Raw genomic sequence first — 23,287 nt, forward strand, 5'->3', positions numbered from 1 at the left:
ACGATTGTGGCAAGCGTCGCAATTCTTGGTGTTCGCCCCTAATATGTTGCACTGCAACAAAAAGCGCTTGCAATCCTTTTTCAAGTGTCTAGAATTCGCTCCATGCTGCACTGCAACATGACTTACCGAGTCAGGGCCAGCGCAGATGTCTTGTGAACCACCCTGGCCTTCAAGGCCCCCATTCTTAGGAGATATGACATGACGCTGACCGCTGAACAAATCCTGGCCTCGCACAAAGCCAACATCGAAACCCTGTTTGGTCTGACTACCAAGGCCTTTGAAGGCGTGGAAAAGCTGGTCGAACTGAACGTGACAGCTTCGCGCGCTGCCCTGTCGGAAGCCGCCAACCACACGCAAGCCGTGCTGGGCGTGAAGGACGCACAAGAACTGCTGGCACTGCAAGCCGGCCTGTTCCAGCCCCTGGCTGAAAAGACTGCTGCCTACAGCCGCCACCTGTACGACATCGCTTCGGGTACCGGCGCCGAATTCGGCAAGGCTTTCGAATCGCAGGCCACCGACGCGCAGAAGGCTTTCACCAACCTGGTGGACAGCGCCGCCAAGAACGCCCCCGCCGGCTCCGAAACCGCCGTGGCCGTGATGAAGAGCGCCGTTTCTGCCGCCAACAACGCGTTTGAATCGGTGCAAAAGGCTGTAAAGCAGGCGTCTGACGTGGCCGAAGCCAACTTCAACGCTGTGGCCAATACTGCCGCCAACGCTGCCAAGACCGCGGCTCCCCGCAAGCGTTAAGCAAACGCCCTGCGGTCTGGAGTACAAACTCTAGGTCGCCCTCAGGGATTACCCTGATAATTCAACCCATGCGCTGCTGACCTGTCTACAGCGCCTTCAGTTGTCTCCTTGGATCCTCTCGAAACCCCCGTTTCAGGGATCCTTTTAAAGCCCGGTCCACGACCGGGCTTTTTTTTGCCTGCTGGGTCCCAGCGACACCGACCAAGCACCATGGGCGAGGTGCGTTCTCAGGCGCGTAGTGGTTCCCTGTTGCGCTGCATCAATCACAAGGCCCTCATCCCCATTTCCATCGAGGAAATTAGTAAGAATAATTCGCGTTTGCTTTATCATTGCTGCAACCCGAAACCCTGAAAGAAGCATCCATGTCAAAAACAGTGAAAGCCGTGCTGAGCGTTTGTGCCCTGGTCGCCGCCGCAGGCGCCGCCCAAGCCCAGGAACAGGTGGTGAACCTCTACTCGGCCCGCCACTACTCGACCGACGAAGCCCTGTACACCGGCTTCACCAAGGCCACGGGCATCAAGATCAACCGCGTGGATGCCGACGACGCCGGCATCCTGGCGCGGCTGAAGGCCGAAGGCTCAGCCTCGCCCGCTGACGTAATCCTGCTGGTGGACGCAGCCCGCCTGTACAAGGGTGAGGTCGATGGCCTGTTCCAGCCCATCCAGTCCAAGGTGCTGAATGACGCCATCCCCGCCAACCTGCGCAGCAAACCCGCTGCGGACGGCGGGATCGCCTGGTACGGGCTGTCCACCCGCGCGCGCGTGATCGTTTACAACAAGGTCCGCATGCAGAAAGCGGATGTGGACACCTATGAAGAGCTCGCCGATCCCAAGAACAAAGGCAAGCTGTGCATCCGTTCTGGGTCGCACCCTTACAACCTGAGCCTGTTTGGCGCCGTGACCGAGCACCTGGGCGAACAAAAGGCCGAGGCCTGGCTCAAGGGCATGGTGGCCAACCTGGCGCGTCCTCCCAAGGGCGGCGATACAGACCAGATCAAGGCGGTAGCTGCCGGTGAGTGCGATATCGCCGTGACCAACAGCTATTACCTGGCCCGCCTGATGCGTTCCACCAAGCCCGAAGACGTGGCGGTGGTGAACAAGGTGGGCGTCGTCTTCCCCAACCAGGAATCCTGGGGCACCCACCTGAACATCGCTGGTGGCGCAGTGGCCAGGCACGCCAAGAACCAGGCCAATGCGGTCAAATTTCTTGAGTATCTGGCCAGCCCAGAGGCGCAGAACTACTTTGCCAATGGCAACAACGAATGGCCTGCCGCCAAAGGCGTAGCGCTCGACAACCCCGCGCTCAAGGCCATGACGGGTGGACAGCCTTTCAAGAGCGAGACCATTCCCATCAGCGCCGTGGGCGCCAACACCACCAAGGTGCAGCAGATGCTGGACCGCGTAGGCTTCCAGTAAGCCCGCCCTGCACCACACGCCCGGCCTGGCCGGGCTTTTTTTCGCGCGCAGAAAGCCCGCCCTGATGCGCCATAATTGACATTTACGTTTACGTTAACGTCACACACAGGAGACAGCACATGGAAATCAAAGGCAGGGTATTCATCGTCACCGGCGGTGCATCGGGTCTGGGCGAAGGCACGGCGCGCGCGCTGGCCGCGCTTGGCGGCAAGGTGGTCATCGCGGACATGCAGGCCGAAAAAGGTGAAGCCGTGGCCCAGGAAATTGGCGGCGCCTTTGTGAAGTGTGATGTGAGCAACGAGGCCGATGGCCAGGCCGTGGTGGCCAAGGCGGTGTCGTTGGGCAAGCTCATGGGCCTGGTCAACTGCGCCGGTATTGCACCCGCCGAGAAGACGGTGGGCAAGAACGGCGCCCATGCCCTCGCGGTGTTCAGCAAAACCATCACGGTGAACCTGATCGGCAGCTTCAACATGATCCGCCTGGCTGCGGAAGCCATGAGCAAGAATGAACCCGAGTCCACTGGGGAACGCGGTGTCCTGATTTCCACCGCCAGCGTGGCCGCCTACGACGGCCAGATCGGCCAGGCCGCCTATGCCGCCTCCAAGGGCGGTGTGGTCGGCATGACCCTGCCCATTGCCCGCGACCTGGCGCGCAACGGCATCCGCAACATGACGATCGCTCCGGGCATTTTCGGCACCCCCATGCTGTTTGGCATGCCGCAGGAAGTGCAGGACGCGCTGGCCGCTGGCGTGCCCTTCCCCAGCCGCCTGGGCACGCCGCAGGACTACGCCAAGCTGGTGCAGCACATCTTCGAGAACGACATGCTCAATGGCGAAGTGATCCGCCTGGACGGCGCCATCCGCCTCGCCCCACGGTAAAAGTCAGCGCCAGTGCCCCGGTCAAACCGTTGACCGGACCGCTACATATTTAATAGCTGTTGGCGCAATCTGGTCAAGCGCTGAAGCACGAAATGATCCAAAATTTCGTGCCTTGGGGCAATGGTGGCTTTACAAGCGTTAGGTTGTGCCCTGATGCTGCCCGCGCAGGAAGCTTTCCAGCTGCGCGGGAGGCACCGGCCGGCTGAAGTGATAGCCCTGTCCGGTATCGCAACCCAGCGTTTGCAGCACCTTCTGCTGTTCGGCTGTCTCCACCCCTTCGGCAATGGTCTCCAGGGCCAGGCTCTGCGCCAGGCCGATGATGGCCCGCACAATATGTTGCGCGCTCCCGGCTTCCGCCAGATCCCGGACAAACGACTGGTCGATCTTGAGCTTGTGCACGCGCAGGCGCTGGATGTAGCTGAACGACGAGTAACCCGTGCCGAAGTCGTCGATGGACAGACGCACCCCCAGATCGCACAGCCGCCCGACGATGGCAATGACCTTCTCCGGGTCGTCCATCGCGATGCTTTCCGTCAACTCCAGCTCCAGCATGCGGGGCGGCACGCCACTCTCGGCCAATGCCTGCTCAACCATTTCCACCAGCCCGGCATGCCGGAACTGGACCATGGACAGGTTCACCGCAACGGTGATGTCGCGGTGGCCTGCCGCAGCCCAGTCACGTGCCTGCGTCAGTGCGGTGCGCAGCACCCACTCCCCGATACCCAGTATTTGCCCACTGCTCTCCGCAACCGGGATGAACTCTGCCGGGTTAATCGTGCCCAGCTCGGGGTGCTGCCAGCGCAGCAAAGCCTCAACACCCACCAGTTTGCCATCGCGCAGACTGATCTGCGGCTGGTAGTGCAATGCCAGCTGGTTCAGCACCACCGCGCTGCGCAGGGCGTTTTCGATGTGCAGCACGCGCAAGGAACGGGCCTGCATGTCGCTCGAAAAAAACCGGTAGCTGTCGCGCCCGGTCTCCTTGGCGCGAAACATGGCAGCATCGGCACACTGCGCCAGGACTTCAAACTCGCGGCCATCCTCGGGATATACAGCGATACCAATCGAGGACGTCACCACCAGCTCATGGTGCCCCAGTTTGCACACGCGGCGCACCGCCACCTGGAGCTTCTCGGCCACGTGGGCCGCCTGCTGCGCATCGGTCAGCGGCAGCACGATGATGAATTCATCGCCCCCCTGGCGCGAGACCGTGTCTTCTTCCCGCAGCACCGCCTGCAGTCGGCGCGCAATCTCCATCAGCAACTCATCCCCCACCTGGTGGCCGAGAGAGTCGTTGACGTTCTTGAAGTGGTCCAGATCAAGATACAGCAGCGCCAGGTGCTGGCCGCTGCGCTGGGTCAACCCCAGGGCCTGGCTGAACCGCGATGCGAACATCGTGCGATTGGGCAAGCCCGTCAACGCGTCGAAATTCACCAGCCTGCGAATGCGCTCCTCGTCGCGCTTGCGCTCGGTGACATCCTCCTGCACGGCCAGATAGTGGGTAATGTCCCCCTGCTCATCGAGCAAGGGGGAAATGATGGCCGACTCATGGTATTCCCTGCCATCCTTGCGGCGGTTGAGGAATTCCCCCCGCCATGGGCGTCCGCAAGCCAGGTGCGCCCAGAGCTCCTGATACACCGATGGCGGCGTGGAGCCAGCACTGAGCAAGCGCGGGTTGCGCCCCAGTACCTCCTCGGGTGCATACCCGGTTGTCGCCGAAAACGCCGGGTTCACATATTCAATGTTGCCGTCCGCATTGGCAATGAGGATGGAATTGGGCGCCTGCTCCACCGCATGGCGAAGTTTGCGCAGGGTATCGAGCGTCTCGACCCGCTGGGTGATCGCGCGACAACACCACGAAGTGGGTCTCGGCGTCTTCATCGAGAACCTTGCGTGCCACGGAAAATTCGAACCAGCGCTTGCCACCGGGCATGTCCAGCGAATACTGAAAATCGCGGGCCACGCCCTGCGCTGATGCCGCATTGATCGCCGCCTGGGCGACCGCAGCCGCCTCGTGTGGCAGCACATCGTGAAATGGAGCGTCCCAGGACCTGGTCCGCAGGCATCAGCAACAACTCCGGCTGGCGGGTGTGGAGCTGCACACACCGGCCGTCCTGGGTCACTTCGAACATCAGATCCGGTACCGCATCCAGCACGGCCCTCAATGATCTGTCCGACTTTTCCAGGGCACGATAGGGAGCCTCGACGGTGCCTACAAAAATGGCGCGGTACAGGTAGTAATAGCCCACGACCTTGTACACATGGCCCAGCAGATTGAAAACATCGGTGGCTGTCACATACAGCGTGAAGAAAAACTCGCTCAGCGCCATCACCCATACGGCGGCGAACAACCGCGGCACATCAAAGGACGAACGCTCTCCAGCGCGACGCAGCAGCAAAGCCATGGCCACCACACACAGGCCCACCACGCCGTATTCGGCCGCGATCTTGAAGGTTGTGAGGCCCTCCTGATCGTAAGTTTGCGGGTAGAGATCCGGGTACCAGAACACCAGCACATGCACCGCGGCGACCACTGCCATGACGAGCGTCAGAACCGCAGCCGGGGCCAAGCCTGCGGGTTTCGCACCCCCCTCCCCTAACCGTTTCGGGGTCAACGCCCACAGCAGACTCAGCACCGCCAGATAGCGCGCAGGCAACCAGAAGTTGATGCCCTTGTCGACAGAGTTGGCGGTGATGTAATCCGGCATGCCGACATAGGACAGCATGTGCGAGAAGTCCAACATCGCCACGCCCAGGAACCCGCAGGCGAGGATGAACACACTTCGCTGCGGGTTGATGCCGTGCGTCCTCCATCCCATGGCAAAAATGAGCGCTGAGACAACAATCGAGAGTGTTTCCAGGCCTTGGTGAAGTGCCAGAAAGTGGCGGACAGGGGGATAACTCGCCACAGAAAAATATCCCAAGGCCAGCACCATACACACCGTCAATGCCAGTAGCACCGGCAGCACTTCGCGAAATCCTGCGCGGTGCTGGGGGTGGATCTCCCATCGGGATAAATTCATGCGCACTGTGCCTTCGAAGTGGTGACCCGTTTCGCAGTCGGTCAAGCTGCAGGATTCTTGCACACCTTCATTTTTTGTAACGTATTGCTGCAGCGCCAGCGCGGCAAAAAAAAAACCGCCACAGCCTTGCGACTGCAGCGGTTTGTGACTGGCGGAGTGGACGGGACTCGAACCCGCGACCCCCGGCGTGACAGGCCGGTATTCTAACCAACTGAACTACCACTCCTGGCAGGCAGCTTTCGCTTGCATCTTTTCAACACAAGCCAAGCGCTACAACTTGGCGACCCTACGGGGATTCGAACCCCGGTACTCACCGTGAAAGGGTGATGTCCTAGGCCTCTAGACGATAGGGTCAAAACCTTGGAACTAACCATCAACAAACTTTGGTGGAGGTAAACGGGATCGAACCGATGACCTCTTGCATGCCATGCAAGCGCTCTCCCAGCTGAGCTATACCCCCAAACTTCTCTGGCTTACACCAAAGAAAAACCCTTGCATATCAAAGACCTGCAAGGGTTTTGACTGGCGGAGTGGACGGGACTCGAACCCGCGACCCCCGGCGTGACAGGCCGGTATTCTAACCAACTGAACTACCACTCCTGGCAGGCAGCTTTTGCTTGCATCTTTTCAACACAAGCCAAGCGCTACAACTTGGCGACCCTACGGGGATTCGAACCCCGGTACTCACCGTGAAAGGGTGATGTCCTAGGCCTCTAGACGATAGGGTCAAAACCTTGGAACTAACCATCAACAAACTTTGGTGGAGGTAAACGGGATCGAACCGATGACCTCTTGCATGCCATGCAAGCGCTCTCCCAGCTGAGCTATACCCCCACTGAATGACTCCAAACACACCGTGCTTGTCATCATCATCTGAGCCTTGAATTATAGACAGATTTTCAGCGGTTTCGCAAACGCGCTACAACTTTTTCACGGCCGACCAATTCCAGCACGGCATCCACCGATGGCGTGTGGGCCGTGCCCACCGTCAACACCCGCGTCGGCATCGCCAGTTGGGGCATCTTCAGGCCCTGCGCCGTCAGCACCTGTTTGAAGGCGACGCTGATGGAGGCCTTGTCCCACTCGCACGTTGACAGCGCATCGGCCAGTGCATCCAGCGCGGGCGCAATGGCCTCGGTAACATGCTGTGCACGCTCGGCGTCCACCGGTGTGACGTCCCCGTAGAAGACCTGGGCCCAGTTGGCGAGGGCCACTGTGGTGTCGCAGCGGTCCTTGAACAACGCGCAAATTCGCACAAGCCGACCATCTACCAGCGCTTCGGCAGATACACCCCGCTTGTGCAACTGAGGCGCCACGAGCGCGGCCAGTGCATCGTCGGCCATGGCCTTCAAGTGCTGGGCATTGACCCAACGCAGCTTCGCTTCGTCGAACTGCGCCGCACTGCGGCCCAGGTGGTCGAGGTTGAACCACTGCAGGAACTGCTCGCGGCTGAAGATCTCGTCGTCGCCGTGGCTCCAGCCCAGGCGCGCCAGGTAGTTCACCATGGCGTCGGGCAGGTAGCCTTCGTCACGGTACTGCGTGACAGGCTTGGCGCCGTTGCGCTTGCTCATCTTCTCGCCCTGCTCGTTGAGCACGGTGGGCAGGTGGGCATACACCGGCGGCTCCTTGCCCAGAGCGCGGAAGATGTTGATCTGGCGCGGCGTGTTGTTCACATGGTCATCGCCCCGGATCACATGGGTGATGGCCATGTCGATATCGTCCACCACCACGCAGAAGTTGTAGGTGGGAGTGCCGTCCGGCCGCGCAATCACCAGGTCGTCGAGTTCGTCGTTGCTGATCTCGATGCGGCCCTTGACCTTGTCATCCCAGGCCACCACGCCACCTTGCGGGTTCTTGAAACGCAGCACGGGCTGCACTCCGGCAGGAACGGGCGGCAGGGTTTTGCCGGGCTCGGGGCGCCAGGTGCCGTCATACCGGGGCTTTTCCTTGGCGGCCATCTGCTTGTCGCGCAGCGCGTCGAGCTCGGCCACGCTCATGTAGCAGGGGTACACGTGACCCGCGGCCTGCAGCTCGGCCAGCACGGCCTTGTAGCGGTCCATGCGCTGCATCTGGTAATAAGGGCCTTCATCGTGGTCCAGGCCCAGCCAGGCCATGCCTTCGATGATCACGTCCACGGCGGCCTGGGTGGAGCGCTCGAGATCGGTGTCTTCGATCCGCAGGATGAAGTCGCCGCCCGTGGCGCGGGCGAAGGCCCACGGATACAACGCCGAGCGGATGTTGCCCAGGTGAATGAAGCCCGTGGGCGAAGGGGCAAAGCGGGTGCGTGTTTTCTGCGTCGTCATGTAGTTTGCTTCAAAATCAGGAGCTGCCAGCGCTTGCCAGTTATCGGTTTCAGAAAGATTGGATATCGAAACCGTTGACCAGCAAGCGCCAGGCGCTCACTTTTTAGTTTTCCTGGGCGTTGGGCAGCGCCAGGCGCGAGGTGTCTTCCTCGCCCTCTTCCACGCCCACGCGACCTTCGTTAAGGCTGGCGATGCCTTCTGCGGTGATGTCGCCCGTCACGTAGACGCCGTCAAAACACGACGCATCAAAGCCCGCGATGGCGCCGTTGAGCGAGCCCACCGCCTTCTTCATGCCGTCCACGTCCTGGTAGATCAGCGCATCGCAGCCTATCGCCTGGCGGATTTCATCGACCGTGCGGCCATGCGCCACCAGCTCGCTGCTGGTGGGCATGTCGATGCCGTACACGTTGGGATAGCGCACCGGCGGCGCTGCGCTGGCCAGGTATACCTTGCGGGCACCGGCGTCGCGCGCCATCTGCACGATCTCGCGGCTGGTGGTACCGCGCACGATGGAGTCGTCCACCAGCAGCACGTTGCGGCCCTTGAACTCGCTGCCGATCACATTGAGCTTCTGGCGCACCGACTTCTTGCGCACACCCTGGCCCGGCATGATGAAGGTGCGGCCCACGTAGCGGTTCTTCACGAACCCCTCGCGGTACGGGATACCCAGCAGGTGCGCAAGCTGTGTGGCGCTGGGGCGGCTGGATTCAGGGATGGGAATGATCACGTCGATTTCGTTGGGCGGCACCGTGGAGATAACCCGTTTTGCCAGGGCCTCCCCCAGATTCAGGCGCGCCTGGTAGACGGAAATACCATCCAGCACCGAGTCAGGGCGAGCGAGATAAACGAACTCGAAAATGCAGGGGTTCAGCTGAGGCTTTTCGGCGCACTGCTGCGCATGGAGCTTGCCGTCGAGCGTGACGAAAATCGCTTCGCCAGGGTCGATGTTGCGCTCGAACACGTGCGAGGTGCCCTCCAGCGCCACCGATTCGCTGCCCACCATGACGGTTCCGTCCTGGCTGCGCCCCATGGCCAGCGGGCGAATGCCATGCGGATCACGGAAAGCCAGCAGGCCGTGTCCCGCAATCAGCGCGATCACTGCATAAGAGCCTTTGATGCGCTTGTGCACAGCGCGTACGGCAGTAAAGACATCCTCGGGCTGCAGCGGCACGCCACGCGTGGAGCGCTCCAGTTCGTGCGCAAAAACATTGAGCAGCACTTCCGAGTCGCTGTCGGTGTTCGTGTGGCGGTGATCCGTCTGGAACAGCTCGGTGCGCAGCTCACGCGCATTGGTCAGGTTCCCGTTGTGCACCAGAACAATGCCGAAAGGGGCATTGACGTAAAACGGCTGCGCTTCTTCTTCGCTGTAGGCATTGCCCGCTGTGGGATACCGCACCTGGCCCAGGCCCACGTTACCCGGCAATGCGCGCATGTTGCGGGTGCGGAACACGTCGCGCACCATGCCCTTGGCCTTGTGCATGAAGAACTTGCGGCCCTGCTGGGTCACGATGCCCGCGGCATCCTGACCACGGTGCTGCAACAGCAGCAAGGCGTCATAGATCAGCTGATTGACGGGCGCTGGACTGACGACGCCGACGATTCCACACATAGTTGTATTCCATCCGTTTGCGGGAACAGCCCCGCGGCAACCCAGCGACAGCAGCTTCTGACCGCCGTCGCATCGTTATCAGGAAGGCAGATGCCTTCCAAATTCTTCCGGCAATGCCGGCTTCAGCCCCCGCAGCATATCGACCAACAGCGGCGCCCCCCGGGATTCCTGCCACCACAGGGCTTCGTGCATGGGCGTGAGGCCTGCCACCACCGCCACGGCAAGCAGCAACACCAGCCCGCGCAGAACACCGAACGCAGCGCCCAGCGTGCGATCAACCGGCCGCAATCCAATGGACTCGACCAGTTTTTTGGCCAGCCAGGTGATAAACCCGCACGCAAACACCGACGCCACGAACACTGCCAGGAATCCAGCGGCGTACCGCAATGAATCCGAGGCATCACCCATGGGCAGCATTGCGGCCACGTCGTGCGCGAACCACTGCGCCACAAAAAAAGACACCACCCAACCCAGCAGTGACAACACCTCAAACACCAACCCGCGCCATGCGCCCATCAGCATGGAGGCGAGGAGCACCACCACAAAAATCCAGTCCAGCGCAGCCATGGACACGGGCAGCTCTTGCACCTGGCTAGAGCGTCAGCACCGAAGCCGACAGATCCAGCGCCTTGATGCGGGCAGCAGCCTTGTCGGCGTCTGCGCGGTTGGCAAAGGGCCCCACACGGACCCGCGTTCGCTTTCCGTCCTTGGTATCAACCACCTGCGTATACGTCTTCAGGCCCGCGCGTTCCACCTTGGTACGCGCCTCCCGGGCTTTCTCGGCGTCGGCAAACGCCCCCACCTGAACAATGAACCGGCCCTCTTCCGCTGCCGCCGCTCCGGCAGGCTCTGCCGACCGGCCTTCCAGCAGTGCGCGGGCCCTGGCGGCTTCGTCAGGGCGCTGCACAGGCGGTTTGGGAGGCTCTGGTTTCGGCTCTGGTTTGGCAGGGACTGCGGGAGCGGGTCTTGCGGGTGCTGGGCGCGCCCCTTGCACCAGCTCTTCGCCATCGGCAAGCCCGTTGCCGGACGCACTGCCACCGCCCTGCGCGGCAGGCCGCGGCGCAGAGGCCGCCGCGGGTGGAGCCGAAGGACTGGCCGCAGCGGGGGCCTGGGCAACCGGTGCGGGCACCACCAGGGGGGCCACCTTGTTGCGGTCGGGGATCTCGATCGGGATGTCCACGGGAATCGGCCGGGGCTGGGTGTCAAACAGCATGGGAAACCCGACCACCCCGATGAGCACCAGCACGGCCGCGCCGATCAGCCGGTGGCGCGCACGTCGCCGCATCACTTCAATGCTCTCGGCCTGCGGTGCGCGCGGGCGTTTGGACGGCTTTTCGGCCTGAGCTTGTTCACCCTGACCGGGCCACCGAAACTTGAAAAATGCCATGGAGTAACGACTCGTTCGGACCGCAGAACCGGCCTACTGGCCCAAATGTTTGGCGTGCAGGCGCGGTGTTCCGTTGATCAGCACACCACCCACCGTGTAAAACGAGCCAAAGACCACGATTCTATCAGCGGGGTCTGCCGCAGCCACCGCCGCCTGCAGCGCCTGCGTGGGGTCCGCGTGCAGGCTGGAGGTCACATCGCGGCGCCCGCCCGCCACCATCTGCAGGGCATTCCATTTCTGCTGCAGGACAGCAGCTGTCTCGGCGCGTGGGGTTGGCAGATCAGTGAAGTACCAGCGGTCCACCAGCGGGCCCACCTTGGCCAGCATGGGGGCCAGGTCCTTGTCGGCCATGGCGCCGAACACCGCATGCGTCGTGGGAAAGAACCCCATCGCATCCAGATTGGCCGTGAGCGCGGCCACCGAATGCGGGTTGTGCGCCACGTCCAGCACCAGCGTGGGCTGCCCGGGCACGATCTGGAAGCGCCCCGGCAGCTCCACCATGGCCAGGCCGTTGCGCACCGCCTGGGCTGTGACCGGAATGCGCTCGCGCAGGGCCTCCAGGGCCGCCAGTGCCCCCGAGGCGTTGATCAGCTGGTTGGCGCCACGCAGCGACGGGTACGCCAGCCCCGCATAGCGACGGCCCCGGCCGGCCCAGCTCCACTGCTGCTTGTCGCCCGAGAAGTTGAAATCCTTGCCGAAGCGCCACAGGTCGGCACCGATCTCCAGCGCATGGTCAATGACGCTCTGCGGCGCCATCGGGTCGCCCACGATCACCGGGCGGCCGGTGCGCATGATGCCGGCCTTTTCCCGGCCGATGCTTTCGCGGTCAGGCCCCAGGAACTCGGTGTGGTCAATGTCGATGCTGGTGATGATGGCGCAGTCGGCATCGATGACGTTGGTGGCATCCAGGCGCCCGCCAAGGCCCACTTCGAGAATGGCCACGTCCAGCCGTGCATGGCTCATGAGCCGCAGGATGGCCAGTGTGGTGAATTCGAAGTAGGTCAGCGATATTTCATTGCCGTTTTGGGTTCTGGCGCTTTCCACTGCTTCAAAGTGCGCTATCAGATCCGAAGCATGCACGATATCGCCGTGAACGCGGCACCGCTCCTCGAAGTGCACCAGGTGGGGCGAGGTGTAGACGCCCGTGCGGTAACCCGCCTGCAGCGCCACGGCCTCCAGCATGGCGCAGGTGGAGCCCTTCCCGTTGGTGCCCGCCACCGTGATCACGGGGCAGTCAAACCGCAGCACCATGCGGCGGGCCACTTCGCGGACACGGTCCAGGCCCATGTCGATATTGCGGGGATGAAGCTGCTCGCAATGGCGGAGCCAGCCTTCCAGTGTGTGGATTTTGGTTTGCATACAGGGCGGGATTGTCGCCCAGCCACAAGTTCGGGGATGATGCGCGGCATGACAACCTCACACATCACCGTCTACGGCATTCCGAACTGCGACACCGTCAAGAAATCCCGCACGTGGTGGTCCGAACGTGGTGTGGACTTTCAGTTTCACGACTTCAAGAAACAAGGGGTGCCCGCCCACCGCCTACCTGACTGGATGACAGCGGCGGGTTGGCAAAAGCTGGTCAACCGGCAGGGAACCACCTGGCGCAAACTGGATGCATCCACCCAGGCATCGGTCACCGACGAGCACAGCGCCAGCGTGCTGATGCAAGCCCAGCCCAGCGTGATCAAACGGCCGGTGGTGGAATGGCAGCAGGGTGACCAGCTGCACATCTCCGTGGGCTTTGTGCCCGACCAGTGGCAACAATGGCTGGACGAAGCTGCAGCCAAGTGATCCCATCGCCGCTGACCGGAAAAATTGCACAAATCTTTACGCAGATTTACGGCTGGCAAGCGCCGAATTGACCCTGGGGGCCTAAACTTTTCTCCAGTCTGGTGCGTTATGTACCGACCCGAAAGGAGTTTCTCCATGAATAAGATCGTCGTTTTTTCTGCCATGGCGGCCATTGCCACCGTGGCCAGCGCCCAGGAACAAGGCCGCGTGCTCTCGGCAACCCCCATCGTGCAGCAGGTTGCCACACCGCAGCAGGTGTGCGGCAACGAAACCGTCTACAACGGCAACCGCACGACCGGTGCGGGCGCGGTGATCGGTGCCATTGCGGGCGGTGCTGCCGGCAACGCCATCGGCAAGGGCAGCGGGCGCACAGCCGCCACCGCCATTGGTTTGATCGGGGGTGCGGTTCTGGGCAACCAGATCGAAGGCGGGCAGCCCCAATACCAGAACGTGCAGCGCTGCACCACCGAAACCTATTATGAAAATCGCACCGTCGGCTACGACGTGGTGTATGAATACGCAGGGCGCCAGTACACCACCCGCACGCAGAGCGACCCGGGCCGCTGGATCCCCGTGACGGTGCAACCCGCAGGGCAGACCTATTCCACGCAGCCCGATCCCTATGCATCGCAAGGCGTGTACAGCCAGCCTGGCGTGGTCACCTCCACCTACCCTGCGCCACCGGTGTACCAGCAGCCCACCTATGTGACTCCGCCCGTGACGGTGATCGAGTACGGCTACGACAGCCGTCCTTATTACCCCCACCACCGCAACCCTTACTGGCGCTGAGCCCCTGCCGGCCCCGCCAGGCAGCACCACCAGGAGCCCTTCGGGGCTCTTTTTTTTGGCTCCAGATGACAGATGGGGATTGTTCAGACGCGCGGTGCGGCAAGGCTGCCCGCCCCCTGCCCTAAAATCGCGGGTTTCCTCCAACCCCTGCAGCGCATTCCATGACCACCGAAAAAATCGACGGCGTGTCCGTCACCACCCAGGCCAATGTGTACTTTGACGGCAAGTGCGTGAGCCACGGCATCACCTTCCCGGACGGCACGAAGAAGTCGGTGGGCGTGGTGCTGCCTGCAACGCTGACCTTCAACACCGGCGCGCCCGAGATCATGGAATGCGTGGCGGGCTCGTGCGAGTACAAGCTGGACGGTTCCGATATCTGGATGAAGTCGTCGGCGGGCGACAAGTTCAACGTGCCCGGCAATTCCAGGTTCGACATCCGGGTGACCGAGGCCTACCACTACATTTGCCATTTCGGTTGATCGTTCTGGCTGAAATTTGACTGTTTTTGGCCTCTGGCGCTTATCCATCAAGCGCTACCAGCTATCATTTTTGAAAAGCATTCCATGGCAACCATCCTCCAGAACCTCCCCCTCGGCCAGAAGGTCGGCATCGCATTCTCCGGCGGCCTCGATACCAGCGCCGCACTGCACTGGATGAAGCTCAAGGGCGCCATGCCCTACGCCTACACCGCCAACCTGGGCCAACCTGACGAGCCCGACTACGACGAGATCCCGCGCAAGGCCATGGAATACGGCGCCGAGAAGGCCCGCCTGGTGGACTGCCGCACCCAGCTGGCCCACGAAGGCATTGCCGCCCTGCAGGCGGGCGCCTTCCACATTTCTACCGGCGGCCTCACCTACTTCAACACCACCCCCCTGGGCCGCGCCGTGACCGGCACCATGCTGGTGGCGGCGATGAAGGAAGACGACGTCAACATCTGGGGCGACGGCTCGACCTTCAAGGGCAACGACATCGAGCGCTTTTACCGCTACGGCCTGCTGACCAACCCATCCCTCAAGATCTACAAGCCTTGGCTGGACCAGCTGTTCATCGACGAGCTGGGCGGCCGGGCCGAGATGTCGGCCTTCATGACCAAGGCCGGCTTTGGCTACAAGATGAGCGCCGAGAAGGCTTACAGCACCGACAGCAACATGCTGGGCGCCACGCACGAGGCCAAGGACCTGGAGTTCCTGTCCAGCGGCATCCGCATCGTCAACCCCATCATGGGCGTGGCGTTCTGGAAGCCCGAGGTCGAAGTGAAGGCCGAGGAAGTCTCGGTGCGCTTCGAAGAAGGCCAGCCCGTTGCCCTGAACGGGGTGGAGTTCAACGACCCGGTGGAGCTGATCCTGGAAGCCAACCGCATCGGCGGCCGCCATGGCCTGGGCATGAGCGACCAGATCGAGAACCGCATCATCGAAGCCAAGAGCCGCGGTATCTACGAAGCCCCGGGCCTGGCGCTGCTGCACATCGCCTACGAGCGCCTGGTGACCGGCATCCACAACGAAGACACCATCGAGCAGTACCGCATGAATGGCCTGAAGCTCGGCCGCCTGCTGTACCAGGGCCGCTGGTTTGACCCGCAGGCCATCATGCTGCGCGAAACCGCCCAGCGCTGGGTGGCCCGCGCCGTGACCGGCACCGTGACGCTGGAACTGCGCCGTGGCAACGACTATTCGCTGCTGAACACCGAGTCGCCCAACCTGACCTACGCGCCCGAGCGCCTGTCGATGGAGAAGGTGGAAGACGCACCTTTCAGCCCGCTGGACCGCATTGGCCAGCTGACCATGCGCAACCTGGACATCTCGGACACGCGCGACAAGCTGGGCGTGTATTCGCGCGCTGGCCTGCTGTCGCTGGGGGGCAATGCCGCCCTGGCGCAGCTGGAAAACGACCGCAAATAAACCTTGGGCCCAGAATATGGGTCAAAAATGGCTCCAGCGCTTACCCATCAAGCGCTAGCAGCTACATATATATGAGCAAAGCCACCGGAAACGGTGGCTTTTTTCTTTGCGGGGAAGGTTGGCTGCTGGTCTAAACCACCACCGGCTCGGGCTCCAGCCGGATGCCAAAGCGCTCGTACACGCTGGTCTGGATGGCCTTGGCCAGGGTCATCACCTCGCCGCCCGTCACGCTGTCGGCGCCCTGCCCCCGGTTGACCAGCACCAGGGCCTGCTTTTCGTACACCCCGGCCTTGCCGATGGACTTGCCCTTCCAGCCGCAGGCATCAATCAGCCAGCCCGCCGCCAGCTTGATGCTGCCGTCGGGCATGGGGTAATGCACGATCCTGGGCTCGCGCGCGATGATGTCGGCGCACTGGTCGGGCGACACCGTGGGGTTCTTGAAGAAGCTGCCCGCGTTGCCCACCACCGCCGGGTCGGGCAGCTTGGCGCGGCGGATGTCGCAGATCCAGTCAAAAATTTGCTGGGCACTGGGGTGTTCCACGCCCGCCTCGGCGCGGCGGCGCTCCAGGTCGAGGTAGCCCAGCACGGGCTTCCAGGGCTTGGGCAGCCGAAACCGCACATGGGTGATGACCGCGCGGCCCGCTAGCCCCATGCCGCGCGGCATCCCGCTGCCGTCGGGTGCTTCAGACGGCGCATGCTTGAAGACGGAGTCGCGGTAGCCAAAGCCGCACTGCGCGGCATCCAGGCTGAACGACTGGCCGGTGGACAGGTCAATGGCATCGAGCGATTCAAAGCGGTCCTGCAACTCCACGCCGTAGGCACCGATGTTCTGCACGGGCGAAGCGCCCACGGTGCCGGGAATCAGCGCCAGATTTTCCAGCCCTGGGAACCCGTGCGCCAGCGTCCAGGCCACCGCGTCGTGCCAGACCTCACCCGCGCCGGCCTCCACGATCCAGGCCCTGGGGGTTTCCTCCACCAAGCGCAGCCCCTTGATTTCCATCTTGAGCACCACGGGCTTCACGTCGCCCGTCAGGATGATGTTGCTGCCACCGCCCAGCACAAACTTGGGTGCAGGGGCTAGGTCCGTATCGGCCAGAACGGCCTTCAGATCCGACACGGAGCGCACACGCACCAGGGTTTGGGCACGCGCAGCAATGCCAAAGGTGTTGCAGGGCTGCAAAGGGGCGTTTTTCTCGACTACCATTGGCCCGATTGTCGCACCCGCCCCTGCCTCCACGCTTTGGGGCGCCTGCGACCCGTAGCTGTTTTCCCCTGAGATTGAGAGCCACCCATGCCATCTTTTGACACCGTCTGTGAAGCCAACCTGGTTGAAGTGAAAAACGCCGTGGAGAACACCGCCAAGGAGATCGGCACCCGTTTCGACTTCAAGGGCACATCGGCCAGCATCGAGATCAAGGACAAGGACATCACCCTGATCGGCGACGCCGACTTCCAGCTCACCCAGATCGAGGACGTGCTGCGCAACAAGCTCACCAAGCGCAATGTGGACGTGCGTTTTCTGGACATGGGCGATGTGCAGAAGATGGGCGGCGACAAGGTCAAGCAGGTCATCAAGGTGCGCAACGGCATCGAGAGCGAACTGGCCAAGAAGATCCAGAAGCTGATGAAGGAAAGCAAGCTCAAGGTGCAAGCCGCCATCCAGGAGGACAAGGTACGCATTACCGGCGCCAAGCGCGACGACCTGCAGGCTGCCATGGCGCTGATCCGCAAGGATGTGACCGACGTGCCGCTGTCGTTCGACAACTTCCGTGACTGAGATGGAGCACCCCCTGCGTCGCTTCGCGCCTTCCCCCTCCAGGGGGATGCCGCCCTCGCTGCGGGGCGGCCCTTGCTTGGCGTCCCTCGCCTGGGCCGCGCCTGTTCCGGGGTACGGTGGAGGCGCACAGCGCCATCAACGAATGACGATCCACTCCTTTGCCCTGGTAGCGCTGGTTGCTCTGTGCTTGGCTCCGTCCTGGGCGCATGCGCAGGCGGTGGCCCTGGCGGGCATGTTGGGCAGCAAGGCCTTGCTGGTTGTGGATGCCAACCCGCCCAAGGCCGTGGGTGCGGGGGACGAGTTCCAGGGCGTCAAGGTCATCGCTGTCACCAAAGAAGAGGCAACGATCGAAATCAGCGGCGCCCGGCGCACGCTGCGCCTGGGCGAGGCCCCCGTGAGCGTCGGCGCGCGCAGCGGCAGTGGCAAGCGCATCGTGCTCATGGCCGACAGCCGGGGCCACTTTGTCAACACCGGCACCATCAACGGGCGCGTGATGCAGTACATGGTGGATACGGGTGCATCGACCATCGCCATCGGCCGCACCGACGCTGATCGCATGGTGCTGAACTACAAAAACGGCGAGCCCGTGCGCATGAACACCGCCAATGGCGTGGCCCAGGGCTGGCGCATACGGCTGGACTCCGTGCGGCTGGGCGACGTCGAGGTGCTGGGCGTCGAAGCCATTGTCACCCCCGAACCCATGCCCTATGTTCTGTTGGGCAATAGTTTTCTGACGCAGTTCCAGATGACCCGCATCAACGACCAGATGGTGCTGGAAAAGCGCAACTGAGCCCTGTCATGTCTGCCCACCCCAGTACCGCCAACCACAGCACCGAAGGGGAGTACGAGGATCTTCTGAGCCTGTGGTCAGACCTGGAGTCGGCCCTGTCCATGCTGCTCTCCCGGCCGCTGCAGGTGCAGGACTTCGCGGCCAAGGTGCGGCAGTTTGACCACTGGCTGCAGGATCTGGTGGCGCACGATATCGATGCGGCGCTGTACCTGATGTTTCAGCTGGCCTCGACATCCACCGTGGGCTACAGCGCGTCCCACGCGCTGGTGTGCGGCACGCTGTGCCACATCATGGCGCAGGAGCTGCAGCTGCCGCCCCGTGAACGGGACAGCCTGGTGCGTGCGGCCCTCACCATGAACATTGGCATGACACGCCTGCAGGACGAACTGGCCGAGCAGCGGGAGCGCCCCACCGCCGCCCAGCAAGAGGCCATCCGCAGCCACCCGGAAGAGAGCCTGATACTGCTGCAGCGCCTTCACATCACCGACACGCTGTGGCTGGATGTGGTGGGCCAGCACCACGCCACCATGACCGACCGCATACCGCTGGCCACCCAGGCCCCCGAGGATCGCCTGACGCGCATCCTGGGCACCATCGACCGCTATGCCGCCATGATCAGCCCGCGCAAGTCGCGCGCGGGCCGAAGCGCCACCGACTCGGTGCGCGCCATTGTGGGCCAGGAGATCGAGCAGCACGATGAGGTGAGCTACACGCTGGTGCGCTCGATAGGCCTGTGCCCGCCAGGCACTTTTGTGAAGCTCGACAACGGCGACACCGCCATCGTGCTGCGCCGCAGTGAAAAGGCCAACCACCCCCTGGTCGCCAGCCTGCTCGACCGCGCAGGCCACCACCATGCACAGCCCAGTCTGTACCAGACAGCCACCGGCAAGCCGCGCATCCAGTCGGCCCTGGCCCGCTCCGCCGTGAGCCTGGAGCTCAACCACCGCACCATGATGCGGCTTGGTCTTTATGCCGCACAGCACAGCGCGGGGCTGCGGGGGCTGGTGTCAGGACGCGGCGCGCTGTAGGCGCACACTGTGTGCCCGCCGCCGCGGCACCTTGCGCTACTTTTTCGCCGGGTGTGCCGTACCCTCGGCGGCAGACGCAGCCTTCTTGCTGCCCAGCCGCGACTCCTTGCCTTCAATCAGCCGCTGGATGTTCTCCTTGTGGCGCCAGGCCAGCAGCATGGCCATTACCACGATGGAGCCGGCAATCGTGCCTTCGGCATACCACACCACGCCATCGACCAGCAGGTAGTACACAGGTGCGAAGGCCGCTGCCACCAGCGACGCCAGCGACGAGTAGCGAAAGAAAAACGCAATGATGAGCCAGGTGGCAGCGGTGGCCAGCCCCAGCCAGACACTGATGCCCAGCAGAACGCCGAGCGCAGTGGCGACACCTTTGCCGCCCTCGAAGCGGAAGAACACCGGCCATAGATGGCCCAGAAACGCTGCCAGCCCCACCAGCGCCACCGTGCCATCTTCCAGGCCATACGGTTTGCCAAATGCGACGACCAGCGCCACGGGCAGCCACCCCTTCACGGCATCCAGCACCAGCGTGATGATCGCAGCCGCCTTGCTGCCCGAGCGAAGAACGTTGGTGGCGCCAGGGTTCTTGCTGCCGTAGGTCCGCGGATCGTTCAGGCCCATGACACGGGTCACGATGACGGCGAACGAAAGCGAACCCAGCAGGTAGGCGGCGACAGTCGCCAGGGCGCAATAGGCAAGGGACACGGAGTGACTTTCTTGAAAGGCTGCAATGGAATGGAGCACTGGGAGTGCTCGCGCAACCACCAGCAACCCCAGCGCGACATTTTGCCACCCGCAACCCGCGCGGATGGCGCGTCAACCCGGCCGGAGGGCTCCGTCGATGGCATCTGCGGCCAGAACTTTACTGCCCGGCCGCCCCGGCTCGACGCGGTTGCGCCCCGCCTTCTTGCCACGATAAAGCGCCGCGTCGGCCTCCTGCAATGCCACATCCAGCCCGTCCACACCGTTGAAAGGCAGCGAGACGCCGATGGTGACGGTACAGCGCAGCGGCCCGTCCGGCCCCGGCGTGGGCACCGACTGCCGTTCAATGACTTCGCGCAGACGTTCGGCCAGGTGCATCACGCCCTCGTGGTCGGCATCCAGGCAGACGACCACAAACTCTTCGCCCCCCAGGCGGCTGGCCAGGTCACCGCGCCGCAGCGTCTGGCGAAGCGCGTCGGCCACATGGCACAGCACCACATCCCCGGCCTTGTGCCCATGGGAATCGTTGATTCGTTTGAAATGGTCGATGTCCAGCAGCAGCAGGCGTGCAGGGCTGGCGGTGCGCGAACGGAAATAGGTTTCGAGCCCCGCATGCAGGCCGCGACGGTTCAGCAACTGCGTGAGGGGATCGCGCGCTGCTGCGGCCTGCAGCTCATCGGTGAGACGGCGCAGCACCAGCCAGATCATCGCGGGGGCCAGCACTGTGGCCAGGAACGACATGTAGATATAGAACCCGATCTGAAAACGGTTGCCCATGTCCAGGGCCTGCAGACCGTCCTGGGCCACCAGCACGCATTTGATGGCATTGAGCACGCCCAGCCCGCCAATCAGCGCGGCAAAGAGCGTCATCTCCACACGCAGCTCTTTGGCCACGTTGCGCATGGCATAGACCACAGCCGCGGTCATGGCGAAAAACATCACCGCGGAGGCGAACGAGAGCATTGCATAGCGTGCCACCGGGCCCGCCACCCACTGCACCAGCACCTGGGCCACCGTGTAGCCCAACGCCAGCGCAAGCACGGGCTGCAGCAAGGGCGCATCGCGGCCGAAAAACCGCACAGCGCCCACCGCGAAAACCAGCGGCACGCACAGGGTGAGTGTGTGGTTGACCACACTCAGCGCATTCCAGTCGGGCGGGCCGCCCAGCAGCTGGAGCATGTAGGCGGTGCCCAGCATCGCGTTGCCGAGGGCAAAAGCATTCATGCCCAGCCTGTGGCCCTGCAGGCGTGTGCTGATCAGCCAGAACATGATGGCAAAGCACAGCAGGTGCACGCAGAGCATGCCGACGATAAGGTTAGCAACCATGAATGGATTCGCCATCGTGTGCGGTCAGGGCCAGCGCAGACCCGTCAGCGCGGGGGCATGGCAGGCCACGCATCCTGGGCGATAGCGGGATGGTGTGCCTGCGGCCCGCCGCGCGGCCTGCGCGGTGCCGAAGCTCACCCGGCAACTTCGGCGCCCAGCGCGCATTGCACCGGCTGCGCCGCCAGCAACTGCACGCACACCTGCGGATCGATCTGCACCAGAAAGCCCCGCCGCCCGCCGTTGATGGCGATGCGGGGCAGCGCCAGAATGCTGTGCTCGATGTACACACGCATCTCCTTGCGTGTGGCGAACGGTGATGTGCCCCCCACCAGATAACCCGTGTGCCGGTTGGCCACCTCGGGCTTGCATGGCTCCACGCTCTTCACACCGATCTGGCGCGCGAGGTTCTTGGTGGACACCTTGCGGTCGCCATGCATCAGCACGATCAGCGGTTTTGCGTCCTGGTCCTGCATGACCAGCGTCTTGACCACCATGTGCTCGTCCAGCCCCAGTTGCCGCGCCGACTCCTCGGTGCCGCCGTGCTCCATGTAGTCGTAAGGGTGCTCGGTGAACGCCACGCCCCGCGCACGCAACATCTGCGTGGCGGGCGTCTCGCTCACATGTGCGGATTTGTCTTTCTTCGCCATGGTGCCTGCCTGCATAAACAATTCGGTGGCCCCGCCAACGCGCCAACACCACCCTCAAAGCGCCGGGTCGCGCAGCTCCCAGCGGATCGCGTCGATGGCTTTCAGGATGTCGGGCGACAGCGTGGTGCCCCACGCGTTGAGGTCTTCGTCCAGCTGCGCCACCGACGTCACGCCGATGATGGTGCTGGCCACCTGCCATTTGGTGTAGCAGAACGCCAGCGCCATCTGCGTGGGCGTCATGCCATGGTCACGCGCCAGCTGGTTGTAGCGGCGCGATGCCTCCAGCGCCTCGGGGCGGCCCCAGCGCTGCTTGCGCACGGATTCATACGATGCAATGCGCGCACCTTGGGGGGCGGCGGGGCCAGTGATGCCGCTCTCGTCGTACTTGCCGGTCAGCAGGCCAAAGCCCAGGGGTGAATACGCCAGCAGCGACACGTTGAGGCGGTGGCAGGTTTCGTCCAGCCCGTTTTCCCAGGTGCGGTTGATGAGGCAGTACGGGTTCTGCACCGTGGCCACACGCGGCAGGCCGTGCTGCTCGGCCAGGCGCACGAATTCGTGCACGCCGTAGGGGGTTTCATTCGACAGGCCGATATAGCGCACCTTGCCCGTCTTCACCAGCCCGGCCAGTGCTTCGAGCTGCTCGCGGATGGGGGTTTGCGACGTTTCCTTGGCGGGGTCGTAATACAGGTTGCCAAACGCTGGCACATGGCGCTCGGGCCAGTGGATCTGGTAGAGGTCGATCACATCCGTCTGCAGGCGGCGCAGGCTGGCCTCGCACGAAGCCACGATGTCGGCGGCCGTCATGCCCTTGCCCTCGCGCACCCAGGGCATGCCGCGCGATGGGCCAGCCACCTTGGTCGCCACCACCAGCTTCTGGCGCGCGCCGGGGTTCTTTGCAATCCAGTTGCCGATGATGGTCTCGGTGGCACCGAAGGTCTCGGCCCTGGCGGGCACGGCATACATCTCGGCCGTGTCGATGAAGTTCACACCGCGCGCGAGCGACTGGCTCAGGATGGCATGCGAATCGGCCTCATGGACCTGCTCGCCGAAGGTCATGGTGCCCAGACAGATGGGGGTGACAAGCAGGTCACTCTGACCCAGGGGGACTTTGTTCATGCGGTGAAGACTCCGGATGGTGAAGACAGAAACAGGCCCGCCGCGGGGCCAAACACGC

Annotated in this window: 22 protein-coding genes and 6 tRNA genes; 10 read left to right on the forward strand and 18 right to left on the reverse strand. The window is 63.1% G+C overall.

Features of this window, described 5'->3' with window-relative positions; genetic code table 11:
* The first annotated feature begins 198 nt into the window (after positions 1–198).
* The 3 genes from AAFF19_RS14915 (at position 199) to AAFF19_RS14925 (ending at position 3,040) form a co-directional block, all read left to right on the forward strand.
* A complete protein-coding gene (locus AAFF19_RS14915) occupies positions 199–747 on the forward strand; it encodes a phasin family protein (RefSeq protein ID WP_008906638.1) in 549 nt (182 codons plus the stop codon).
* Between the two features lie 362 nt (positions 748–1,109).
* On the forward strand, positions 1,110–2,162 hold the full coding sequence (locus AAFF19_RS14920) for an extracellular solute-binding protein (RefSeq protein WP_182118510.1): 1,053 nt from the start codon (positions 1,110–1,112) through the stop codon (positions 2,160–2,162).
* Positions 2,163–2,281: 119 nt separating this feature from the next.
* Positions 2,282–3,040 (forward strand): 3-hydroxyacyl-CoA dehydrogenase, encoded by a 759-nt coding sequence (locus AAFF19_RS14925; RefSeq protein ID WP_182118509.1) that lies wholly within the window; start codon positions 2,282–2,284, stop codon positions 3,038–3,040.
* 138 nt (positions 3,041–3,178) lie between these two features.
* Here AAFF19_RS14925 and AAFF19_RS14930 read toward each other — a convergent pair whose 3' ends face one another.
* The 13 genes from AAFF19_RS14930 to folC all read right to left on the reverse strand — a co-directional run bounded on the left by AAFF19_RS14930 (position 3,179) and on the right by folC (position 12,718).
* Positions 3,179–4,918, reverse strand: coding sequence for an EAL domain-containing protein (locus AAFF19_RS14930; RefSeq protein ID WP_246330720.1), 1,740 nt, complete (start codon positions 4,916–4,918; stop codon positions 3,179–3,181).
* Entirely contained in the window at positions 4,915–6,105 is a 1,191-nt protein-coding gene (locus AAFF19_RS14935; protein WP_342720482.1) for an MASE3 domain-containing protein, read from the reverse strand. Before AAFF19_RS14935 ends, AAFF19_RS14930 begins: the two co-directional genes overlap by 4 nt.
* Positions 6,106–6,209: 104 nt before the next feature.
* Positions 6,210–6,286: transfer RNA gene (locus tag AAFF19_RS14940), tRNA-Asp, on the reverse strand.
* Positions 6,287–6,338: 52 nt separating this feature from the next.
* Positions 6,339–6,414, reverse strand: a tRNA-Glu gene (locus AAFF19_RS14945).
* A 30-nt stretch (positions 6,415–6,444) separates the two neighbouring features.
* A tRNA-Ala gene (locus AAFF19_RS14950) sits at positions 6,445–6,520 on the reverse strand.
* A 63-nt stretch (positions 6,521–6,583) separates the two neighbouring features.
* Positions 6,584–6,660: transfer RNA gene (locus AAFF19_RS14955), tRNA-Asp, on the reverse strand.
* A 52-nt stretch (positions 6,661–6,712) separates the two neighbouring features.
* Positions 6,713–6,788: transfer RNA gene (locus tag AAFF19_RS14960), tRNA-Glu, on the reverse strand.
* Positions 6,789–6,818: 30 nt separating this feature from the next.
* Positions 6,819–6,894 (reverse strand) — tRNA-Ala (locus AAFF19_RS14965).
* Between the two features lie 65 nt (positions 6,895–6,959).
* A complete protein-coding gene (gene gltX / locus AAFF19_RS14970) occupies positions 6,960–8,363 on the reverse strand; it encodes a glutamate--tRNA ligase (protein WP_182118508.1) in 1,404 nt (467 codons plus the stop codon).
* 103 nt (positions 8,364–8,466) lie between these two features.
* Positions 8,467–9,972 (reverse strand): amidophosphoribosyltransferase, encoded by a 1,506-nt coding sequence (purF, locus tag AAFF19_RS14975; RefSeq protein ID WP_008906643.1) that lies wholly within the window; start codon positions 9,970–9,972, stop codon positions 8,467–8,469.
* Positions 9,973–10,050: 78 nt separating this feature from the next.
* The gene (locus AAFF19_RS14980; RefSeq protein WP_182118642.1) at positions 10,051–10,539 is read right to left on the reverse strand and encodes a CvpA family protein; all 489 of its coding nucleotides are present in this window, start codon (positions 10,537–10,539) and stop codon (positions 10,051–10,053) included.
* Positions 10,540–10,564: 25 nt separating this feature from the next.
* Positions 10,565–11,359 (reverse strand): SPOR domain-containing protein, encoded by a 795-nt coding sequence (locus AAFF19_RS14985; protein ID WP_182118507.1) that lies wholly within the window; start codon positions 11,357–11,359, stop codon positions 10,565–10,567.
* A gap of 33 nt (positions 11,360–11,392) precedes the next feature.
* Positions 11,393–12,718 carry a bifunctional tetrahydrofolate synthase/dihydrofolate synthase gene (gene folC / locus AAFF19_RS14990; RefSeq protein WP_342720483.1) on the reverse strand — a complete coding sequence of 442 codons (1,326 nt, stop codon included), beginning with the start codon at positions 12,716–12,718 and terminating at the stop codon, positions 11,393–11,395.
* A gap of 48 nt (positions 12,719–12,766) precedes the next feature.
* On the opposite strand from folC, the gene AAFF19_RS14995 reads away from it, so the two are divergent.
* The 4 genes from AAFF19_RS14995 to argG all read left to right on the forward strand — a co-directional run bounded on the left by AAFF19_RS14995 (position 12,767) and on the right by argG (position 15,843).
* Entirely contained in the window at positions 12,767–13,153 is a 387-nt protein-coding gene (locus AAFF19_RS14995; RefSeq protein ID WP_182118505.1) for an ArsC family reductase, read from the forward strand.
* A 135-nt stretch (positions 13,154–13,288) separates the two neighbouring features.
* Positions 13,289–13,942 carry a glycine zipper 2TM domain-containing protein gene (locus AAFF19_RS15000; protein WP_182118504.1) on the forward strand — a complete coding sequence of 218 codons (654 nt, stop codon included), beginning with the start codon at positions 13,289–13,291 and terminating at the stop codon, positions 13,940–13,942.
* A 161-nt stretch (positions 13,943–14,103) separates the two neighbouring features.
* A complete protein-coding gene (locus tag AAFF19_RS15005) occupies positions 14,104–14,421 on the forward strand; it encodes a pyrimidine/purine nucleoside phosphorylase (protein ID WP_182118503.1) in 318 nt (105 codons plus the stop codon).
* Between the two features lie 84 nt (positions 14,422–14,505).
* The gene (gene argG / locus AAFF19_RS15010) at positions 14,506–15,843 is read left to right on the forward strand and encodes an argininosuccinate synthase (RefSeq protein ID WP_008906650.1); all 1,338 of its coding nucleotides are present in this window, start codon (positions 14,506–14,508) and stop codon (positions 15,841–15,843) included.
* 130 nt (positions 15,844–15,973) lie between these two features.
* Here the strand turns inward: argG and murB are convergent, their stop codons facing one another.
* Positions 15,974–17,047: a UDP-N-acetylmuramate dehydrogenase gene (gene murB / locus AAFF19_RS15015; RefSeq protein WP_342720484.1), complete on the reverse strand. Its 1,074-nt coding sequence runs from the start codon at positions 17,045–17,047 to the stop codon at positions 15,974–15,976.
* An 87-nt stretch (positions 17,048–17,134) separates the two neighbouring features.
* Between murB and AAFF19_RS15020 the strand changes: the two genes are divergently transcribed.
* The 3 genes from AAFF19_RS15020 (at position 17,135) to AAFF19_RS15030 (ending at position 19,438) form a co-directional block, all read left to right on the forward strand.
* The gene (locus AAFF19_RS15020) at positions 17,135–17,620 is read left to right on the forward strand and encodes a YajQ family cyclic di-GMP-binding protein (RefSeq protein ID WP_008906652.1); all 486 of its coding nucleotides are present in this window, start codon (positions 17,135–17,137) and stop codon (positions 17,618–17,620) included.
* 142 nt (positions 17,621–17,762) lie between these two features.
* Positions 17,763–18,410, forward strand: a complete 648-nt coding sequence (locus AAFF19_RS15025; RefSeq protein ID WP_342720485.1) for a TIGR02281 family clan AA aspartic protease — start codon at positions 17,763–17,765, stop codon at positions 18,408–18,410.
* Positions 18,411–18,418: 8 nt separating this feature from the next.
* Positions 18,419–19,438: an HD domain-containing phosphohydrolase gene (locus AAFF19_RS15030; protein WP_008906654.1), complete on the forward strand. Its 1,020-nt coding sequence runs from the start codon at positions 18,419–18,421 to the stop codon at positions 19,436–19,438.
* A gap of 36 nt (positions 19,439–19,474) precedes the next feature.
* Here the strand turns inward: AAFF19_RS15030 and plsY are convergent, their stop codons facing one another.
* From plsY to AAFF19_RS15050, 4 genes are all read right to left on the reverse strand, one after another.
* The gene (gene plsY / locus AAFF19_RS15035; RefSeq protein WP_008906655.1) at positions 19,475–20,143 is read right to left on the reverse strand and encodes a glycerol-3-phosphate 1-O-acyltransferase PlsY; all 669 of its coding nucleotides are present in this window, start codon (positions 20,141–20,143) and stop codon (positions 19,475–19,477) included.
* A 111-nt stretch (positions 20,144–20,254) separates the two neighbouring features.
* Positions 20,255–21,466, reverse strand: coding sequence for a GGDEF domain-containing protein (locus tag AAFF19_RS15040; protein WP_008906656.1), 1,212 nt, complete (start codon positions 21,464–21,466; stop codon positions 20,255–20,257).
* Positions 21,467–21,600: 134 nt separating this feature from the next.
* Positions 21,601–22,113, reverse strand: coding sequence for a Cys-tRNA(Pro) deacylase (gene ybaK, locus AAFF19_RS15045; RefSeq protein WP_034695477.1), 513 nt, complete (start codon positions 22,111–22,113; stop codon positions 21,601–21,603).
* 54 nt (positions 22,114–22,167) lie between these two features.
* Positions 22,168–23,229 carry an aldo/keto reductase gene (locus tag AAFF19_RS15050; protein WP_008906658.1) on the reverse strand — a complete coding sequence of 354 codons (1,062 nt, stop codon included), beginning with the start codon at positions 23,227–23,229 and terminating at the stop codon, positions 22,168–22,170.
* Positions 23,230–23,287 lie beyond the last annotated feature (58 nt).

Source organism: Acidovorax sp. FHTAMBA, from assembly GCF_038958875.1.
Lineage (GTDB): Bacteria > Pseudomonadota > Gammaproteobacteria > Burkholderiales > Burkholderiaceae_C > Acidovorax.

Excerpts from the sequence above, each read along its gene's own strand:
- AAFF19_RS14915 (WP_008906638.1), top strand. The coding sequence starts at position 199 with ATGACGCTGACCGCTGAACAAATCCTGGCCTCGCACAAAGCCAACATC.
- AAFF19_RS14920 (WP_182118510.1), top strand. The coding sequence starts at position 1,110 with ATGTCAAAAACAGTGAAAGCCGTGCTGAGCGTTTGTGCCCTGGTCGCC.
- AAFF19_RS14925 (WP_182118509.1), top strand. The coding sequence starts at position 2,282 with ATGGAAATCAAAGGCAGGGTATTCATCGTCACCGGCGGTGCATCGGGT.
- AAFF19_RS14930 (WP_246330720.1), bottom strand. The coding sequence starts at position 4,918 with ATGAAGACGCCGAGACCCACTTCGTGGTGTTGTCGCGCGATCACCCAG.
- gltX (WP_182118508.1), bottom strand. The coding sequence starts at position 8,363 with ATGACGACGCAGAAAACACGCACCCGCTTTGCCCCTTCGCCCACGGGC.
- purF (WP_008906643.1), bottom strand. The coding sequence starts at position 9,972 with ATGTGTGGAATCGTCGGCGTCGTCAGTCCAGCGCCCGTCAATCAGCTG.
- AAFF19_RS14980 (WP_182118642.1), bottom strand. The coding sequence starts at position 10,539 with ATGGCTGCGCTGGACTGGATTTTTGTGGTGGTGCTCCTCGCCTCCATG.
- AAFF19_RS14985 (WP_182118507.1), bottom strand. The coding sequence starts at position 11,359 with ATGGCATTTTTCAAGTTTCGGTGGCCCGGTCAGGGTGAACAAGCTCAG.
- folC (WP_342720483.1), bottom strand. The coding sequence starts at position 12,718 with ATGCAAACCAAAATCCACACACTGGAAGGCTGGCTCCGCCATTGCGAG.
- AAFF19_RS14995 (WP_182118505.1), top strand. The coding sequence starts at position 12,767 with ATGACAACCTCACACATCACCGTCTACGGCATTCCGAACTGCGACACC.
- AAFF19_RS15000 (WP_182118504.1), top strand. The coding sequence starts at position 13,289 with ATGAATAAGATCGTCGTTTTTTCTGCCATGGCGGCCATTGCCACCGTG.
- AAFF19_RS15005 (WP_182118503.1), top strand. The coding sequence starts at position 14,104 with ATGACCACCGAAAAAATCGACGGCGTGTCCGTCACCACCCAGGCCAAT.
- argG (WP_008906650.1), top strand. The coding sequence starts at position 14,506 with ATGGCAACCATCCTCCAGAACCTCCCCCTCGGCCAGAAGGTCGGCATC.
- murB (WP_342720484.1), bottom strand. The coding sequence starts at position 17,047 with ATGGTAGTCGAGAAAAACGCCCCTTTGCAGCCCTGCAACACCTTTGGC.
- AAFF19_RS15020 (WP_008906652.1), top strand. The coding sequence starts at position 17,135 with ATGCCATCTTTTGACACCGTCTGTGAAGCCAACCTGGTTGAAGTGAAA.
- AAFF19_RS15025 (WP_342720485.1), top strand. The coding sequence starts at position 17,763 with ATGACGATCCACTCCTTTGCCCTGGTAGCGCTGGTTGCTCTGTGCTTG.
- AAFF19_RS15030 (WP_008906654.1), top strand. The coding sequence starts at position 18,419 with ATGTCTGCCCACCCCAGTACCGCCAACCACAGCACCGAAGGGGAGTAC.
- AAFF19_RS15040 (WP_008906656.1), bottom strand. The coding sequence starts at position 21,466 with ATGGTTGCTAACCTTATCGTCGGCATGCTCTGCGTGCACCTGCTGTGC.
- ybaK (WP_034695477.1), bottom strand. The coding sequence starts at position 22,113 with ATGGCGAAGAAAGACAAATCCGCACATGTGAGCGAGACGCCCGCCACG.
- AAFF19_RS15050 (WP_008906658.1), bottom strand. The coding sequence starts at position 23,229 with ATGAACAAAGTCCCCCTGGGTCAGAGTGACCTGCTTGTCACCCCCATC.